The organism is Streptomyces typhae, from assembly GCF_009755605.1.
GTDB classification, from domain to species: Bacteria; Actinomycetota; Actinomycetes; order Streptomycetales; family Streptomycetaceae; genus Streptomyces; species Streptomyces typhae.
Window position 1 is genome coordinate 71,606 of record NZ_WPNZ01000007.1, and the last position, 15,686, is coordinate 87,291.

Below are 15,686 nucleotides of genomic sequence, written 5' to 3' on the forward strand. Positions count from 1 at the left end.
TGTTATTCACATCCTGCTTCCATGAATAGAGCTAGTCAATAGCGTCGGGTGGCAGCGGTCGCCGCGTGCGGGTGATTGTCTGGATCACATGGGCCCTGAAACGATTCCTTCCGCCGACTCCGCCGACTCCCCCGGCTCCGCCGCCCGCCGCGACCAGGCGGTCCGCGCCGCCGTCGAGCAGGGCCTCGTCGGCCCCGACCTGCCGCTCGCCGGGCTGCTCGACGTGGCCGGGATACGGGCCTCGGCCGCCGCGCTGCACGCCGCCTTCGACGAGGTCACCGCGGACGGCACCCCCGTCCTGCACGCCTTCGCGGTGAAGGCCGCCCCGCTGGTGCCGGTGCTCCGGCTGCTCGGCTCCGCCGGGGTCGGCGCCGAGGTGGCGAGCCCGGGTGAGCTGGCCCTCGCGCGCGCCGCGGGCACACCGCCGTCCCGCACCGTCCTCGACTCCCCCGCCAAGACCCCGGTCGAACTGCGCGAGGCCCTCGCGCTCGGCATCGCCGTCAACGCCGACAACGCGCAGGAACTCGACCGCATCGACGCCATGGTGCGCTCGGCGCCCACCCGCTCACCCCTCGGGATCCGGGTGAACCCGCAGGTCGGCGGCGGCACCATCGAGGCGCTCTCGACAGCGACCGCCACCTCCAAGTTCGGGGTGCCGCTGCGGGACGAGGGCGCGCGGGAGTGGCTCGTACGGGCCTACGTGGACCGCCCGTGGCTGACCCGGCTGCACACCCACTCCGGCTCGCAGGGCATGCCCCTGGAGCTGATGGCGAGCGGCGTCGCGGCGACGTACGCGCTCGCGGAGGAGATCAACGCCCGCGCCGGCCGCCAGCAGGTCGACACCCTCGACATCGGCGGCGGGCTGCCCCTCAACTTCTCCTCGGACGAACAGACACCGACGTACGCCGACTACGCGCGGCTGCTGCGGCGCGAGGTCCCCGGGCTCTTCGACGGGCGCTACGGCCTGGTCACCGAGTTCGGCCGGTCGCTGCTCGGCAAGCACGGGATGCTCCTTGCCCGCGTGGAGTACGTGAAGACGGCGGGCGGCCGGGGCATCGCGCTGACGCACGCGGGCGTGCAGGTGGCGACGCGCACGGTGTACATGCCCGAGTCCTGGCCGCTCAGGATCGCCGCGTACGACGCCAAGGGGCGCCCCAAGTCGGGCCCCGGCACCCGCCAGGACGTCGCGGGCCCGGCCTGCTTCGCCGGTGACCTGCTCGCCAGGGACCGGGAGTTGCCACCCCTCGAACAGGGCGACTACGTGGCCGTCCTGGACACCGGCGCCTACTACTTCGCTCACCACTACTCGTACAACAGCCTGGTCAGGCCCGGCATCCACGGCTACGTGGCCGATCCGCGGGAGGCGGGCGGCGCGGTGCGGTTCGGGGTGGTGCGGGAGCCGCAGAGCGTGGCGGAGGTCGTCGCGGAGGCGGGCGGCGGGGTGCGGGACGTCCTGGACGAGCTCTGAGATTGCTCAACTCCCGCTTCACCCGCGCCCGCGGCGGGCAGAAGGTCCTCCCCAGCCGGAAGCGGCTCACCGTCATCCTCGGGGGAGGCTCCTTTGACGACGTCAGGCACGAGCGGCACGAGCGGACCGAACGGCGCGAGCGGTCCGGGTGGAGCGCGCGGACCGAGCGGAACCACCGCGCCACCGGCCGCCGAGGATCCGGGCCTGCGGCGCGTGCTCGGCCCGAAGCTCCTCATTCTCTTCGTGATCGGCGACATCCTCGGCACCGGCATCTACGCCACCACGGGCAAGGTCGCGGGGAAGGTCGGCGGCGCGCTGTGGCTGCCGTTCGCGATCGGGTTCGTCGTGGCGATCCTGACGGCCGCGTCGTACGTCGAACTCGTCGGCAAGTACCCGAGGGCGGCGGGCGCGGCCCTCTACACGCAGAAGGCGTTCAAGGTCCCCTTCCTCACCTTCATCGTCGCGTTCATGGTGATGGCCTCCGGGCTCTCGTCGGCGAGCGCGGCGGCCCGCGCCTTCAGCGGGGACTACCTGGCCGAGCTGACCGGTGACGCGCTGCCGCCGACGCTGGTCGCCATCGCGTTCATCCTGGTGCTCGCGGCGCTGAACCTGCGCGGCGTCTCGGAGTCGGTGAAGACCAACGTCGTCCTGACACTGGTCGAGGTCACCGGCCTGGTGATCATCCTCGCCATCGGCGCGTGGGCGGTCCTCAACGGGGACGGCGAGGCGTCCCGGCTCACCGAGTTCGAGACCGACGGCTCCGGCTACGCCCTGATGACGGGGGTGCTCGGGGCCACGGCGCTCGGCTTCTTCGCCTTCGTCGGCTTCGAGGACTCGGTCAACATGGCCGAGGAGACCAAGGACCCGACGCGCACGTTCCCCAAGGCGATCTTCATCGGGGTCGCCGTCACCGGCACCGTCTACGTCCTGGTGGCCCTGGTCTCCTCCCTGCTCGTCGACCACAAGACCCTCGCCGGGTTCAGCGGGCCGCTCCTGGAGGTGGTGAAGGCAGGCGGCGTGGACTTCCCGCACAAGCTCTTCGCGCTCATCGCCCTGTTCGCGGTCACCAACTCGGCCCTCATCAACATCATGATGGCCTCGCGCCTCTGCTACGGCATGGCCAACGAACGCATCCTGCCGCGCGCGATGGCCCGTGTCCTGCCGCGCCGCCGCACCCCGATCGTCGGCATCGTCTTCGTCTCCCTGCTCGCCGTCGGCCTGGTCTCCACCGGCGAGATCGAGGGCCTCGGCGACACCACGGCGTTCCTGCTCCTGTGTGTGTTCGCGGTGGTCAACGTCGCGGTCCTGGTCCTGCGCCGCGACCCCGTCGACCACCACCACTTCCGCACCCCGACCGTCCTGCCGGTCCTCGGCGCCGTCACCGCCCTCGTCCTGGCCAGCCCCCTCGCCGACCGCCCGGCGGACGTCTACATCCGCGCGGGTGTGCTCGTCCTGATCGGCATCGGCCTGTGGGCGGTGAACAAGGTGGTCCTGCGGACTCGCGGCGAGGAGTGAGCCCCGGGGACGCCTCGACGACTCCGGGGACACCACGGCGACTCGGGGAACGCCCGGCGACTCGGGGGCCCCGGCGACTCGGGGGACGCCTCGATCATATGCCCGATACATACGGTCAGTGATGAGCCGTTCCCGAAGCCTCCAGCGCACCGATCTTGTCGAGCCAGGACATGTTCCCCTGGGAAATGCCCATTCGACACAGGGCCTCGGCTTTCCTGCGTAACTTCCTCCCACCGGGCGGCGGGGACCGCCCGGTGGGGTGGTGGGGACCACCCCGTTCCGCCCTGGGGAAGGGGAACCGCGTGCCCGGTATCGACGAGTGTCTGCTGGAGGCCATGACACTGCCCGGTGCACGCGGAGCAGCGATCGTCGACTGGACCAGCGGGCTCGCCCTCGGTGCGGTCGGCGACTCGCCGAACAAGGACCACGAGGCGACCGCCGCGGAGACCGCGGAGGTGGCCCGCGCCGCCGCCGAGTACCGGGCGTTCGCCGACGCGGACGACTCCTTCGACGCCTGCGGGTCCCACGGGTCGTACGGCTCCCTCGGCGCCGCGGACGGTACGGACGGCGCCGCCCGCGAGGGGCTCCCCGTCGAGGACCTCATGCTCAGCACCCGCAACGGATTCCACGTGATCCGCTTCGTGGAGACGACCTTCGACAGCAGCGTCTTCCTGTACCTCTGGCTCGACCGGCACACGGGCAATCTCGCTCTCGCCCGCATCCGGCTGCGGGACCTGTCCGAGCGGCTGGTGCTCGTGTGACGACCGCATCGGCGAGCGCGCGGGCCCCGTACGCGGCGCCCGCCACCTCACCCATGCTGATGCGCCTCGCCGACGAGCGGGCCACCGGGGCGTTCCTGCGCGACCAGGGCGTCCTCTATCTCGCCGAGGGCCGCGTCGTGCACGCGGAGAGCCCGTGCGCGCCCGGCCTCGAAGTGCTCCTGACGGTCGGCGGCGCGCTGCCCGAGTGCGGCTGGCAGGAGGCCCTGACGCGGGCGGGGGCCCGCCACGAGGTGGGCCGGGACCTGGTGGGAAGCGGCCGGCTCGCCGCGGGCGAGCTGGAGCTGTGCCACCTCGGCGCGGTGTTCGACGCCGCGTTCTTCGTCCTCGGCCCGGCGGGCGGGCCCGCGCACTTCCGCTACGGCGTCACGCACTGGTTCGGCCGGGTCAGGCCGGTGCCCGCGGCCGCCGTGGAGCGCGAGACCCGGCGGCGCAGAGCCCTCCTCGACAGCGTCTGGCCCTGCGCCGACGTGGACGCCGCCCCGGTGGTGCCCCGGACGCCGACGGCCGACCAGGCGGTGACCGGGCGTCAGCGCGCGCTGCTGCGGCTCGCCGACGGGATCCGTACGCCGACGGCCATCGCCTGGGCGCTCGGCCGGCCCGCCTTCCACACCCTGGTGGAGATCAGACGCATGGCCGCGGCCGGGCTCGTGGAGACGCCGAGGACGCCACGGACCCCGGCCGCGGCCCCGGCGGCCGCCCTGCCCGGACCCGCCGTGACGGACTGCGCGGAACCGGACATCGCCCTGCTGCGCCGGTTGCGCGACGCGCTGGAGGCCTCGCTGTGACGCCGACCGCCGCCCGCCGGACCCCCGCCGCCTGTCGGACCCGCCCCCCGATCCCATGAAGTTCACCGCTCTGTGGAAGCGCTCCGGAAGGACACAGCTGATGGCTGCCGAAGCCGATGTACTCGGCGAACTGAGACGACTGCGGACCCGGATACCCCAGCTCAGGGGCGCGCTGACCGCGAGCGTCGACGGTCTGGTGCTGGCCCAGGACGCCTCCGACGTCGAGCCGGAGGGCGTCTGCGCGCTCACCGCTGCGGCGCTCGGGGTGGCCCTGCGGCTGTCCGACGCGACCCACCAGGGCGACTTCAAGGAACTGCTCATCCGCGGCGAACAGGGCTATGTGGCCACGTACACGGCCGGTTCCACGGCAGTGCTCACCCTGCTCGCCGAGCCCCGCGTCAACGTGGGCCGCCTCCATCTGGAGGGCCGCCGTTCCAGCGTGCTCATCGGCGAGCTGGTCGACGCCGCCACCACGGGGGTGGCCACCACCGTACGGACGGAGGACCTCTGAGCATGCCCCCCACCACACCCTCGTCGCCCGTGTCCCGGGCGGCCGGCAGACGGAAAGGAAGTGCAGCAACCATGGCCAACACGGAGACAGCGCTCAAGGAAGCGAGCACCTCGATCGAAGGTGTCATCGGCGCCGCCCTGGTCGACTACACGAGCGGCATGGCCCTCGGCACGCTCGGAGGCAGCAAGGACCTGGACCTCTCGGTGGCCGCCGCGGGCAACACGGACGTCGTCCGCGCCAAGCTGCGCACGATGGAGATGCTGGGCCTGAAGGACGAGATCGAGGACATCCTGATCTCGCTCGGCTCCCAGTACCACCTCATCCGGCTGATCAAGGGCCGCAACAACAACGGCCTCTTCCTCTATCTGGCGCTCGACAAGGGCCGCGCCAACCTGGCCATGGCCCGCCACCAGCTCGCCCGCATCGAGGCGAACCTGGACGTGTGACCCGGCCCCCCGCTCCCCGGCCCCCGGGCGCTCCCCCCGGGGGCCGGGGTCACTCCACGAAGAGTCCGCGCTCCGCCGCCCCCACGTCGAACTCCTCCAGGCGGGCCTGGGCGTCCGGGAGGCCGTCGCACAGCGCTTCGAGGAGGACGCGGCCGAGGAGCATGGGGGCGCAGGCCGTGTCGAAGGCGAGGCCGGTGCCGACCGCCGCGGGCAGCAGCAGATCGGAGTGGGCGGCGACCGGGGCGAACGCGGAGTCCGCGACGGTGACCACGGTCAGCCCCGCCGCCCTGGCGTACTCCAGGGCCTCGACGACCTCGCGCGGATGGCGGGGCAGCGCGAAGCAGAGCAGGGCCGTGGCGCCCGCCCGCACCGCGGCGTCGATCCGGTCGGCCAGCATGGTGCCGCCCTCGTCGAGCAGGCGGACGTCGGGGTGGACCTTGGCGGCGAAGTACGAGAAGCCGTACGCCTGGGACGCGGCGGCCCGCAGGCCGAGCACGGGCAGCGGCCGGGAGGCGGCGAGCAGATGGCCCGCGCGCTCCACAGGACCGGGGTCGGCGAGCAGTTCCGCCAGGTGCCGCAGGTTCTCGATCTCCGCCTCGACCGCCTGCTGGTACTCGTTCAGATCGGCCTCGGTGCCCGGCTCCGCGGGGGTCACCTCGCGCAGGTGCCGGCGCAGCGCCGGATAGCCGTCGAAGCCGAGCGCGACCGCGAAGCGGGTGACGGAGGGCTGGCTGACGCCGGCCAGTTCGGCCAGCTCGACGCTGGAGAGGAAGGGGGCGTCGGCGGCCCGCCGCACCATGCAGTGCGCGATGCGCCGCTGGGTCGGCGTCAGCCGGTGCCCCTCGAAGAGCACCTGAAGCCGCGCCGCGGGACTGTCACTCATGCCGCACTCCTCATGACCCTCTTGACTCCTCACGGCTCCTCGTGCCGCCGCCAGAGATGTACGCCGAGGCATTGACAAATTATTCATGCAAGGAGAACTCTGCATGAGCATATACAGCCCGGCAAGGGACGCGCTCAAGGTCCGCGCCCACGGTACGGCCGACGCGGGTGACCCGTGTGTCCTGGAGGCAGCGCACGTAAGGGGTAGGCATGGCAGATTCCCTGGTGGAGCGGCGCTCCATCGACGTCGTCCCCGATGCGGAGCGGCACGGCACGGCGTTCAGCCAGTTCACGCTCTGGCTGGGCGCGAACCTCCAGATCACGGCCGTGGTCACGGGCGCCCTCTCGGTCGTGTTCGGCGGGGACGTGGTGTGGTCGGTCGTCGGGCTCGTGCTCGGCAACGTCCTCGGCGGCGCGGTGATGGCACTGCACTCCGCGCAGGGGCCCAAGCTGGGCCTGCCGCAGATGATCCAGTCCCGGGCGCAGTTCGGGGTGCGCGGCGCCGTGGTCCCGCTGCTCCTCGTCGTCCTCATGTACGTGGGCTTCTTCGCGAGCGGCAGCGTGCTCGCGGGCCAGGCGACGGCCGAGCTGACACACACCGACGACACCACCGGGATCGTGCTGTTCGCCGCGGTGACGGCGGTGACGGCGGCGGTCGGCTACCGCGTCATCCACGCGCTCGGCCGGGTCGCCAGCGTGATCTGCGCGGCCGCCTTCGTCTACCTCGGCATCCGTCTCCTGGACCGCGTCGACCTGTCCGCCCTGGTCTCCGACGCCCACTTCGACCTGCCGATGTTCCTCCTGGCGGTCTCCCTGTCGGCGTCGTGGCAGCTCGCCTTCGGCCCGTACGTCGCGGACTACTCGCGCTATCTGCCGCGGACGACCTCGGGGAAGGCCACGTTCTGGTGGACGCTCTCGGGTTCGGCGCTCGGCGCGCAGTGGTCGATGACGTTCGGGGTCCTGGTGGCGGCGAGCGCGGGCGGGGCGTTCATGGGCGACCAGGTCGCGTACGTGGTCGGGCTCGGCGGCACCGGCCTGGTCGCGTCCTTCCTGTACTTCGTGATCGCGCTCGGCAAGCTGACCATCAACGTCCTGAACACCTACGGCGGGTTCATGTCGATGGTGACGAGCGTCAGCGGCTTCCGCGGCCAGAAGGAGCTGTCGCCGCGCGGGCGGGCGGCGTACATCGCTCTGATCATGGTCGCGGGCACGGCCGTGGCGCTCCTCGGCAAGGACAGCTTCCTGTCCTCGTTCAAGGACTTCCTGCTCTTCCTGCTGACCTTCTTCACCCCCTGGTCGGCGATCAACCTCGTCGACTACTACCTGATCTCCAAGGAGCGGTACGACATCCCGGCGCTGTCCGACCCCCACGGCCGGTACGGGGCGTGGCGCTGGGACGCCCTGGCCGTGTACGCCGTCGGCCTGCTGGCCCAGCTGCCCTTCCTGGTCACGCACTTCTACACCGGCCCGCTGGTGGATCCGCTCGGTGGTGCGGACGTCTCCTGGATCGTGGGGCTCGTGGTGCCCGCTGCTTTGTACTGGACGCTGGCGCGCCGCAACACGGCGCACATCCCTTCCGAGACGATCCTCGCCCCTGCCCCCGAAGCCCTGGGGACCCCGGAGGCCCCGGAGGCGCCGGGGGGTCTGACCCAAGCAGGAATGGGGGGCTAGCCCCACTGTCGGCGGGCGTGGGGCTGCGTACCGTATGGGCTATGGAAGCCCCACGTGACGCCGAACTCAAGAAGGAACTCGACGCCGCCTTGCACGCGCGCAAGGACCTCGGCGAGGAGTACGAGTCCGCGCTGGTCGACTCCTTCCTGGAAAAGGTCGAACAGCGTCTGGACGGCACGATCGACCGGCGCATGCGCCGGCACATGGCGGAGCAGCAGATGGTCGTGGCGCGCGGCGCCCGCACGCCCGACAGCGGGGTCGACTCGTGGGGCGAGCGGTTCGGCTTCGGCATCGTCTCGTTGATCCTCGCCATCCCGCTGTCCGCGATCGGCGTGGTCAACGCGGGGCTCTCGGGGCTCTTCGTCACCTGGTTCGGCATCGTGGGCGTCAACGCGGTGCATGCCGCGCGGGGCACGGGAGTTCTCGCCGCCCTCCGCTCCCGCGACCGCAAACCCACCGCCTGGGACGACTGACCCCGCCCCCACCGGGCGCCACCCTCCATCACCGGCCGGGCTCTTCCCCCACCCACCCACCCGTTCCGCACTGCACGCGGCTTGCCCCTGCCCCGGGCCGGGGCACTGTGCCCGCCCCTGCGCGGCGGAGCATCCCCCGCCAGGCGGGGTATATCAGCCCGTCCGGCGGGGTATATCAGCCCGTCCGGCGTTTGAGGACGAGCGCGCCAGCGCGACAAACCACCCACCGGCCCGTGGTTCGATCCCGACCGGCGAGCGAGGACGAACGCGCCGGCGCGACAGTCCCCACAGCCGACGCCCCAGCCCACCCGGCGGCACCTCTCAGGCCGCCCCGCGGCCACCCCTCAACCCGCCCCGCGGGGCATATCAGCCCGTCCGGCGCTTGAGGACGAGCGCGCCAGCGCGACAAACCACCCACCGGCCCGTGGTCCAAGCCCGTCCGGCGAGCGAGGACGAACGCGCCGGCGCGACGACCCACCCACCAGCCGGTGGGGAAGGACCTGCGGGCCCGGTGGGTGGGCGCGGGGACCGCCAACACCTGCGGAGGGGGAACCCCCGGAGGGCGGGACGACGGCGGTCCCCGCGAGGGGCGCGGGCCGGGTCAGGGCCGGGCATCCGCGTCCACGGCGCCGGGGGAAGTCCGGGAGCCGCTCCGGAAGTTCCTGACGCCAACACCCCAACGCTCCCAGGCGAGTGTTAAGCAGGTACTGCGCGAACGTGTCACGTTCGTACCGCTTCCGCGAAGTTCCGCTTCCGCTTCCCCGCTCCGGCTTCCGTGGATCTCAGATCTCAGATCTCAGATCTCAGAAGCTCCGGCGATCCGGAAGTCCGGAGGCCCGGGGGCCGGGGAGCCCGGAGGCCCGAAACCCCCGGAGGCCCGGCGGCCCGCACCGGGGCGCAAGGCAGCGTCAGCGCCCCGCCTGCGGGGCCCCACCCTGCTGCACGGCCAGGAACGCCAGCAGGTCCTGACGGCTCACCACCCCGGTGGGCTTGCCATCGACCAGGACGATCGCCGCGTCGGCGCCGCCGAGGACGGACATCAGGTCACCGACGGGCTCGCCGGAGCCGACCTGCGGCAGCGGGTCGGACATGTGCTTCTCCAGCGGGTCACCGAGCGAGGCCCGCTGGGTGAACAGCGCGTCGAGCAGCTCGCGCTCCACGACGGAGCCGATGACCTCGGCGGCCATCACGTCGGGGTGCCCGGCGCCCGGCTTCACGATGGGCATCTGCGAGACGCCGTACTCGCGCAGGACCTCGATGGCCTCCCCGACGGTCTCCTCGGGGTGCATGTGGACGAGCGAGGGCAGCTCGCCGCCCTCCTTGGGGCGCAGCACGTCACCGACGCGCGGCTGATCCCCGGCCTCCTCCAGGAAGCCGTAGTCGTTCATCCACTCGTCGCTGAAGATCTTGCTCATGTAACCGCGGCCGGAGTCCGGCAGCAGGACGACCACCACGTCGTCGGGCCCGAGCCCCTCGGCGACCCGCAGCGCCGCGACGACCGCCATGCCGCAGGAGCCGCCGACGAGCAGCCCCTCCTCCTTGGCGAGGCGCCGCGTCATCTGGAAGGAGTCCTTGTCCGAGACGGCGACGATCTCGTCCGTCACGTTCCGGTCGTAGGCCGTCGGCCAGAAGTCCTCACCGACGCCCTCGACGAGGTAGGGCCGCCCGGAGCCCCCGGAGTACACCGACCCCTCCGGGTCGGCCCCGACGACCTTGACCTTGCCGCCGGAGATCTCCTTCAGATAGCCGCCGGTGCCGGAGATCGTGCCGCCGGTACCGATGCCCGTCACGAAGTGGGTGATCCGGCCCTCCGTCTGCTCCCACAGCTCGGGGCCGGTGGAGTGATAGTGCGACAGGGGGTTGTTGGGGTTCGAGTACTGGTCCGGCTTCCAGGCGTCGGGGATCTCCCGTACGAGCCGGTCGGAGACGTTGTAGTACGAGTCCGGGTGCTCCGGGTCGACGGCGGTCGGGCAGACGACCACCTCGGCGCCGTACGCGCGCAGCACATTGATCTTGTCCGTGGACACCTTGTCAGGGCAGACGAAGACGCACTTGTAGCCCTTCTGCTGGGCCACGATGGCCAGGCCGACGCCGGTGTTGCCGCTGGTCGGCTCGACGATCGTGCCGCCGGGGACGAGTGCGCCGCTCTCCTCCGCGGCTTCGATCATGCGCACCGCGATACGGTCCTTCACCGAGCCGCCCGGGTTGAAGTACTCGACCTTGGCAAGGACCGTGGCCTTGAGGCCCTTGGTCACGTTGTTGAGCCGCACCAGCGGGGTGTTGCCGACGAGGCTGATCATCGAGTCGTGGAAATGCACCGTTGTCTCCGTGTCTCCGGGCTGCGATGTCGTGGATGTCCCAGGAAGGGACGTCGTACGAGATATATGGGTGCGGTCAGACTACGGCTCCATCTCGCCGGTTCACCTCCCGTTGCGATTGGCCGCCCCGTCCGACGGGGCAATGAGTGGGTGTACGGGGCGTACGCCGGATGTGCGCCCGCTTGTACGGCTCAGGACGACGATGTACGGCTCGGGACGACTTTGCTGAGGTGACCACGGGGTGTCGAGGGCGAGGGTGGCGCGGCGCATCGCCGCGGGCGCGGCGTACGGCGGCGGAAGCATCGGGCTGCTCGGCGCGGCCACGGTAGGGCTCGTCCTCGCCGAGGTGCAGCTGGCCAAGCGATCGGTGGGCAACGGCGGTGTCGGGGCGCCGCCACGGGCGGACGGGCGGTACGGCGCCTCGCTCGCGGACCGCGCGGGCGGCGCCGAGCCGCTGCGGTTCGCGGTGCTCGGCGACTCCACGGCCGCGGGGCAGGGGGTGCGCCGGGTCCAGCAGACCCCGGCCGCGCTGCTCGCGTCCGGGCTCGCGGCGGTGGCGGAGCGGCCGGTGGACGTGCGGGTGGTCGCACAGCCCGGGGCGCAGTCGGACGACCTGGAGCGGCAGGTCTCGCTGGTCCTGTCGGACGAGACAGGCCCGGCGCCCGACGTCTGCGTGGTGATGATCGGGGCGAACGACGTGACGCACCGGATGCCGCCGACGCGGTCGGTGCGGATGCTGTCCGCCGCGGTGCGCAGGCTGCGGACCGCCGGGGCGGAGGTCGTGGTGGGCACGTGTCCCGACCTCGGCACCATCGAGCCCGTCTACCAGCCGCTGCGGTGGCTGGCCCGGCGCGTCTCGCGGCAGCTCGCCGCCGCGCAGACGATCGGCGTGGTGGAGCAGGGCGGGCGTACGGTGTCGCTCGGCGACCTGCTCGGCCCCGAGTTCCTCGCGAACCCCCGGGAGTTGTTCGGACCCGACAACTACCACCCCTCGGCGGAGGGGTACGCCACCGCGGCGATGGCCCTGCTGCCGACGCTGTGCGCGGCGCTCGGCCTGTGGCCGGAGGAGGAGCGTCCGGATGTCTCCCGGCGCGAGGGCTTCCTGCCCGTGGCGCGGGCGGCGGCGCAGGCGGCGGCGGAGGGCGGCACGGAGGTCACCGGCGCCATGCCCACGGGCCCCAGGGGGCCGTGGGCCCTGCTCAAGCGCCGCCGCCGCCGGCGCATCCAGGAACCGAACCCGTCACCGATCAGCTGAGGGCGCCCCGTCAGGGGCGCGAGGAACTGCGCGCGCAACCCACGAAAAGCCGCAGACGCACCCGGCGGGTCGGCGAGCAGTCGCGACCGCGGGTGCGTCGCGGCTGGCCGCGCAGTTCCCCGCGCCCCTACCGGGGCCCCCTCAGGGGCGCGAGGAACTGCGCGCGCAACCCACAAAAACCCGCAGCCGCGACCGGCAGGCCACCCAGCACACGCGACCGCAGGTACGCCGTGGCTGATCGCGCCGTTCCCCGCGCCCCTGACGGGGCCCCTCAGGGGCGCGGGGAACGGCGCGCGCAACCCACGAAAACCCGCAGCCGCGACCGGCGGGACGGCGAGCAGTCGCGACCGCGGGTGCGTCGCGGCTGGCCGCGCAGTTCCCCGCGCCCCTGACGGGGCGGAGCCCCGAGCACCCGGCCTGAGCACCCGCTTAGAAATGCGGCCCGCATCACAGCCCCCACCCGATGACCAACGCCGTTACGGGCAGGTAACTTCCAGGGAGTCCTGCCCTGCCGAGGGCGCCCCCGCCAGTAGGAGCCCGTGATGCCCGAAGCCGTGATCGTCTCCGCCGCCCGCTCCCCCATCGGCCGTGCGGGCAAGGGCTCCCTGAAGGAGCTGCGCCCCGACGACCTGACCGCCACGATCATCCAGGCCGCCCTGGCCAAGGTCCCGCAACTGGACCCGAAGGACATCGACGACCTGATGCTGGGCTGCGGCCTGCCCGGCGGCGAGCAGGGCCACAACCTCGGCCGGATCGTGGCCGTGCAGATGGGCATGGACCACCTCCCCGGCTGTACGGTCACGCGGTACTGCTCCTCGTCGCTCCAGACGTCCCGCATGGCCCTGCACGCCATCAAGGCGGGCGAGGGCGACGTCTTCATCTCGGCGGGCGTCGAGATGGTCTCGCGCTTCGGCAAGGGTTCGAGCGACGGCCTGCCCGACACCCACAACCCCCTGTTCGCCGACGCCGAGGCCCGCACCGCCGCCGTCGCCGGGTCCGAGGGCGCCGGGTGGCACGACCCGCGCGAGGACGGCCTGCTGCCCGACCCGTACATCGCGATGGGCCAGACCGCCGAGAACCTCGCCCGCCTCAAGGGCGTCACCCGCCAGGACATGGACGAGTTCGGCGTCCGCTCGCAGAACCTCGCCGAGGAAGCCCTCAAGAACGGCTTCTGGGAGCGCGAGATCACCCCGGTCACCACCCCCGACGGCACCGTCGTCAGCAAGGACGACGGCCCCCGCGCGGGCGTCACGATGGAGGGCGTCGCGGGCCTCAAGCCCGTCTTCCGCCCCGACGGCCTGGTCACGGCGGGCAACTGCTGCCCCCTGAACGACGGCGCAGCCGCCCTGGTGATCATGAGCGACACCAAGGCCCGCGAGCTCGGCCTGACCCCGCTGGCCCGGATCGTGTCCACCGGTGTCTCCGGCCTGTCCCCCGAGATCATGGGCTACGGCCCGGTCGAGGCCAGCAACCAGGCCCTGAAGCGCGCCGGGCTCACCATCGGGGACATCGACCTCGCCGAGATCAACGAGGCCTTCGCCGCCCAGGTGATCCCCTCCTACCGCGACCTCGGCATCCCGCTGGAGAAGCTGAACGTCAACGGCGGCGCGATCGCCGTCGGCCACCCCTTCGGCATGACCGGCGCCCGCATCACCGGCACGCTGATCAACAGCCTCCAGTTCCACGACAAGCAGTTCGGCCTGGAGACGATGTGCGTCGGCGGCGGCCAGGGCATGGCGATGGTCGTCGAGCGCCTGAGCTGACCGGGCTCCGAGCCTGCCGGTGTCCTGTCCGGCACCCTGAGTGGCCGCCCGTCTCGCACCGCGGGAGAACGGCGGCCTCTCAGGGCCCGCCACCCATTCGTGACCCAATCTCCCCCAGGATGTGACCAATCCCCTGAGAGAAGGGCAAGTGCCCAGGTCAGCGCGGTTCCACTGGTAAACACCGGGCCGAAAGTCCTGTCCAATTCGTGACGTAATGCACTGACAGCCGAATCGTGCAGGCTTCAAGCTGATGTAGGAAGTCGGGGGTCGACTTGAAACCGGGAGTACGTCAGTGAGCGCCACGCATCTTGCCTTGCTGCTCTGCGCGGCCGCCGCCACGGCCGCGGGCGCCGCCGCCCTGCACTCCGTGCGGGGCCTGCGGAAGCAGATCACCGACCTGCGCACCGAACTCGCCGAGAGCCGCCATGCCGCGGTCGGCCGCGCCTGCGTACCCGCCGCCCGCACCGCGGTGGACACCGAGGAGATACGCACGGCGGTCGCGGAGGCCCTCGCCGAGGAGCGGGAGCGCGAGCTCGCCGAGGCGCGCGCCTTCTGGGCCGCCCAGGAGGCGCGGGACATCGCCGACACGCCCTCGCTCCTGAGCGGGCTGCCCGAGGGCATGGCGGACGAGCTGTTCCTGCCGCGCCAGGCGGACCTCGCGGGCCTGGAGTCCGAGAGCCTGGAGCCGGTCGTCGAGCCGTTCGCCGACCAGGGCGGCGCCCCGGACGAGTTCGCCGCGGACTCCCCGGAGCTGGCCGCGGCCCGCCGCCGCCACCCCTCCCACCCCGACTTCGTCCCCGTGCAGTCCCCCGCGCACGCCGACCACGAGCGCACCGTGGCCTGCCTGGAGGAGCTCGCCGACGCCCGCACCGCGCTCGCCGACGTCCGCCCGGGACCGCTCGGCACCCTGGACGTCTACGTCTTCACGGACGGCACCACGCTGTGCATGACCCCGGGCCACCGCGAGACCGCGGAGCTCCTCGCGGCCGCCCTGCGCGACGGCGAGGCGCCGGTCCTGCTCGGCGGCTCCGGCGTCTCGGGCGCTTACGCCCTGACGTTCGCCTGCGGCAGCGAGAACGTCTACATCCTGGCGGACCGCGTCATCGCGTCGGTCTGAGCCCGGCCGCCGGGTCCGGGTCCTGCGATACGCGGATCCGCCCCGGCGCACTCACACCCCGGCTCGCGCCAGCGACTCCTCCACCAGGCGCACCGCCTCCTCCAGGTCCTTCTCGTCGCGCAGCACGACCGCCAAGTCCCGCCCCGCGACGGTGACCTGGTCGGCGGCGGCGAACATGCCCGCGTCGGGCATCAGGTGCGGTTCCGCTCCCGGGGCCTCCCGCTCCTGCGCACGCACGGCCAAGTCCCTGGCGAGCTCAAGGGCTTCGGCCGCCGCGCCGCGCTGGAGGCGGGACTGCGGGGCGGCGCGCAACCGGTCCGCGAAACGGTCAACTGCCGTGATCAAAGGCGTCGTATCGAGCACTGTGCGACCCTACGCGCCGAGCCGGGACTGTTGCCAATACCCGAACCCTCAGGCACGGTGGCGTGAAGGACTGACCACATCGAACGCGTCCGGAGGCGCCGATGTCCCAAGTCTTCTCCGAGGAGACCCACCGCAATCTGCTCGCCCGCATCCCCCATTGCACAGGTCGCGAAGTCTCCGACTGGCTGCGCACCGTCGACGAGGGCCCCTCTCTCTTCCGATTCGAGGAGAAGGTCAGCTGGCTCCGCGGCGAACACGACCTCGCGTACGGCCACGCCAAAGCGATCATCCACGAGTACGACCTCCGTCGTGCCGCACGCAAGCTGCTCTGACCCCG

The 15,686-nt window shown here is 72.2% G+C and carries 15 protein-coding genes; 12 read left to right on the forward strand and 3 right to left on the reverse strand.

Features of this window, described 5'->3' with window-relative positions:
* The first annotated feature begins 88 nt into the window (after positions 1–88).
* The 6 genes from GPA10_RS14295 (at position 89) to GPA10_RS14320 (ending at position 5,507) form a co-directional block, all read left to right on the forward strand.
* Positions 89–1,468 carry a type III PLP-dependent enzyme domain-containing protein gene (locus GPA10_RS14295; RefSeq protein ID WP_157165869.1) on the forward strand — a complete coding sequence of 460 codons (1,380 nt, stop codon included), beginning with the start codon at positions 89–91 and terminating at the stop codon, positions 1,466–1,468.
* Positions 1,469–1,561: 93 nt separating this feature from the next.
* Positions 1,562–2,983, forward strand: coding sequence for an APC family permease (locus GPA10_RS14300; protein WP_425505742.1), 1,422 nt, complete (start codon positions 1,562–1,564; stop codon positions 2,981–2,983).
* Positions 2,984–3,285: 302 nt separating this feature from the next.
* Positions 3,286–3,744 (forward strand): hypothetical protein, encoded by a 459-nt coding sequence (locus tag GPA10_RS14305; protein WP_343040826.1) that lies wholly within the window; start codon positions 3,286–3,288, stop codon positions 3,742–3,744.
* A 53-nt stretch (positions 3,745–3,797) separates the two neighbouring features.
* Positions 3,798–4,550 (forward strand): hypothetical protein, encoded by a 753-nt coding sequence (locus GPA10_RS14310; protein ID WP_058846396.1) that lies wholly within the window; start codon positions 3,798–3,800, stop codon positions 4,548–4,550.
* Between the two features lie 100 nt (positions 4,551–4,650).
* Positions 4,651–5,061 (forward strand): roadblock/LC7 domain-containing protein, encoded by a 411-nt coding sequence (locus GPA10_RS14315; protein WP_157165870.1) that lies wholly within the window; start codon positions 4,651–4,653, stop codon positions 5,059–5,061.
* 71 nt (positions 5,062–5,132) lie between these two features.
* Positions 5,133–5,507 (forward strand): hypothetical protein, encoded by a 375-nt coding sequence (locus tag GPA10_RS14320; RefSeq protein WP_157165871.1) that lies wholly within the window; start codon positions 5,133–5,135, stop codon positions 5,505–5,507.
* Between the two features lie 49 nt (positions 5,508–5,556).
* On the opposite strand, the gene GPA10_RS14325 is transcribed toward GPA10_RS14320, so the two are convergent.
* Positions 5,557–6,390 (reverse strand): MurR/RpiR family transcriptional regulator, encoded by an 834-nt coding sequence (locus GPA10_RS14325; RefSeq protein ID WP_157165872.1) that lies wholly within the window; start codon positions 6,388–6,390, stop codon positions 5,557–5,559.
* Between the two features lie 209 nt (positions 6,391–6,599).
* Between GPA10_RS14325 and GPA10_RS14330 the strand changes: the two genes are divergently transcribed.
* Together GPA10_RS14330 and GPA10_RS14335 are read left to right on the forward strand one after the other, a co-directional pair.
* Positions 6,600–8,060 (forward strand): purine-cytosine permease family protein, encoded by a 1,461-nt coding sequence (locus GPA10_RS14330; protein ID WP_246259100.1) that lies wholly within the window; start codon positions 6,600–6,602, stop codon positions 8,058–8,060.
* Between the two features lie 41 nt (positions 8,061–8,101).
* Positions 8,102–8,533, forward strand: coding sequence for a hypothetical protein (locus GPA10_RS14335; protein ID WP_157165873.1), 432 nt, complete (start codon positions 8,102–8,104; stop codon positions 8,531–8,533).
* Positions 8,534–9,441: 908 nt separating this feature from the next.
* Here the strand turns inward: GPA10_RS14335 and GPA10_RS14340 are convergent.
* Complete coding sequence (locus GPA10_RS14340; protein WP_343040827.1) at positions 9,442–10,851, reverse strand: cystathionine beta-synthase; 1,410 nt, start codon at positions 10,849–10,851, stop codon at positions 9,442–9,444.
* A gap of 256 nt (positions 10,852–11,107) precedes the next feature.
* Here GPA10_RS14340 and GPA10_RS14345 point away from each other — a divergent pair, with 256 nt between their 5' ends.
* From GPA10_RS14345 to GPA10_RS14355, 3 genes are all read left to right on the forward strand, one after another.
* On the forward strand, positions 11,108–12,106 hold the full coding sequence (locus tag GPA10_RS14345) for an SGNH/GDSL hydrolase family protein (protein ID WP_343040919.1): 999 nt from the start codon (positions 11,108–11,110) through the stop codon (positions 12,104–12,106).
* 542 nt (positions 12,107–12,648) lie between these two features.
* On the forward strand, positions 12,649–13,869 hold the full coding sequence (locus tag GPA10_RS14350; RefSeq protein WP_058845990.1) for an acetyl-CoA C-acetyltransferase: 1,221 nt from the start codon (positions 12,649–12,651) through the stop codon (positions 13,867–13,869).
* Positions 13,870–14,161: 292 nt separating this feature from the next.
* The gene (locus GPA10_RS14355) at positions 14,162–14,986 is read left to right on the forward strand and encodes a hypothetical protein (protein WP_343040828.1); all 825 of its coding nucleotides are present in this window, start codon (positions 14,162–14,164) and stop codon (positions 14,984–14,986) included.
* Positions 14,987–15,037: 51 nt separating this feature from the next.
* On the opposite strand, the gene GPA10_RS14360 is transcribed toward GPA10_RS14355, so the two are convergent.
* On the reverse strand, positions 15,038–15,349 hold the full coding sequence (locus GPA10_RS14360; RefSeq protein ID WP_058845992.1) for a hypothetical protein: 312 nt from the start codon (positions 15,347–15,349) through the stop codon (positions 15,038–15,040).
* A 101-nt stretch (positions 15,350–15,450) separates the two neighbouring features.
* Between GPA10_RS14360 and GPA10_RS14365 the strand changes: the two genes are divergently transcribed.
* Complete coding sequence (locus GPA10_RS14365; RefSeq protein WP_058845993.1) at positions 15,451–15,681, forward strand: DUF4287 domain-containing protein; 231 nt, start codon at positions 15,451–15,453, stop codon at positions 15,679–15,681.
* Positions 15,682–15,686: the final 5 nt, after the last annotated feature.

Bases quoted from the DNA above. Each gene is read 5' to 3' on its own strand.
- GPA10_RS14295 (WP_157165869.1), top strand. From the start codon at position 89: ATGGGCCCTGAAACGATTCCTTCCGCCGACTCCGCCGACTCCCCCGGC.
- GPA10_RS14310 (WP_058846396.1), top strand. From the start codon at position 3,798: ATGCTGATGCGCCTCGCCGACGAGCGGGCCACCGGGGCGTTCCTGCGC.
- GPA10_RS14315 (WP_157165870.1), top strand. From the start codon at position 4,651: ATGGCTGCCGAAGCCGATGTACTCGGCGAACTGAGACGACTGCGGACC.
- GPA10_RS14320 (WP_157165871.1), top strand. From the start codon at position 5,133: ATGGCCAACACGGAGACAGCGCTCAAGGAAGCGAGCACCTCGATCGAA.
- GPA10_RS14325 (WP_157165872.1), bottom strand. From the start codon at position 6,390: ATGAGTGACAGTCCCGCGGCGCGGCTTCAGGTGCTCTTCGAGGGGCAC.
- GPA10_RS14330 (WP_246259100.1), top strand. From the start codon at position 6,600: ATGGCAGATTCCCTGGTGGAGCGGCGCTCCATCGACGTCGTCCCCGAT.
- GPA10_RS14335 (WP_157165873.1), top strand. From the start codon at position 8,102: ATGGAAGCCCCACGTGACGCCGAACTCAAGAAGGAACTCGACGCCGCC.
- GPA10_RS14350 (WP_058845990.1), top strand. From the start codon at position 12,649: ATGCCCGAAGCCGTGATCGTCTCCGCCGCCCGCTCCCCCATCGGCCGT.
- GPA10_RS14365 (WP_058845993.1), top strand. From the start codon at position 15,451: ATGTCCCAAGTCTTCTCCGAGGAGACCCACCGCAATCTGCTCGCCCGC.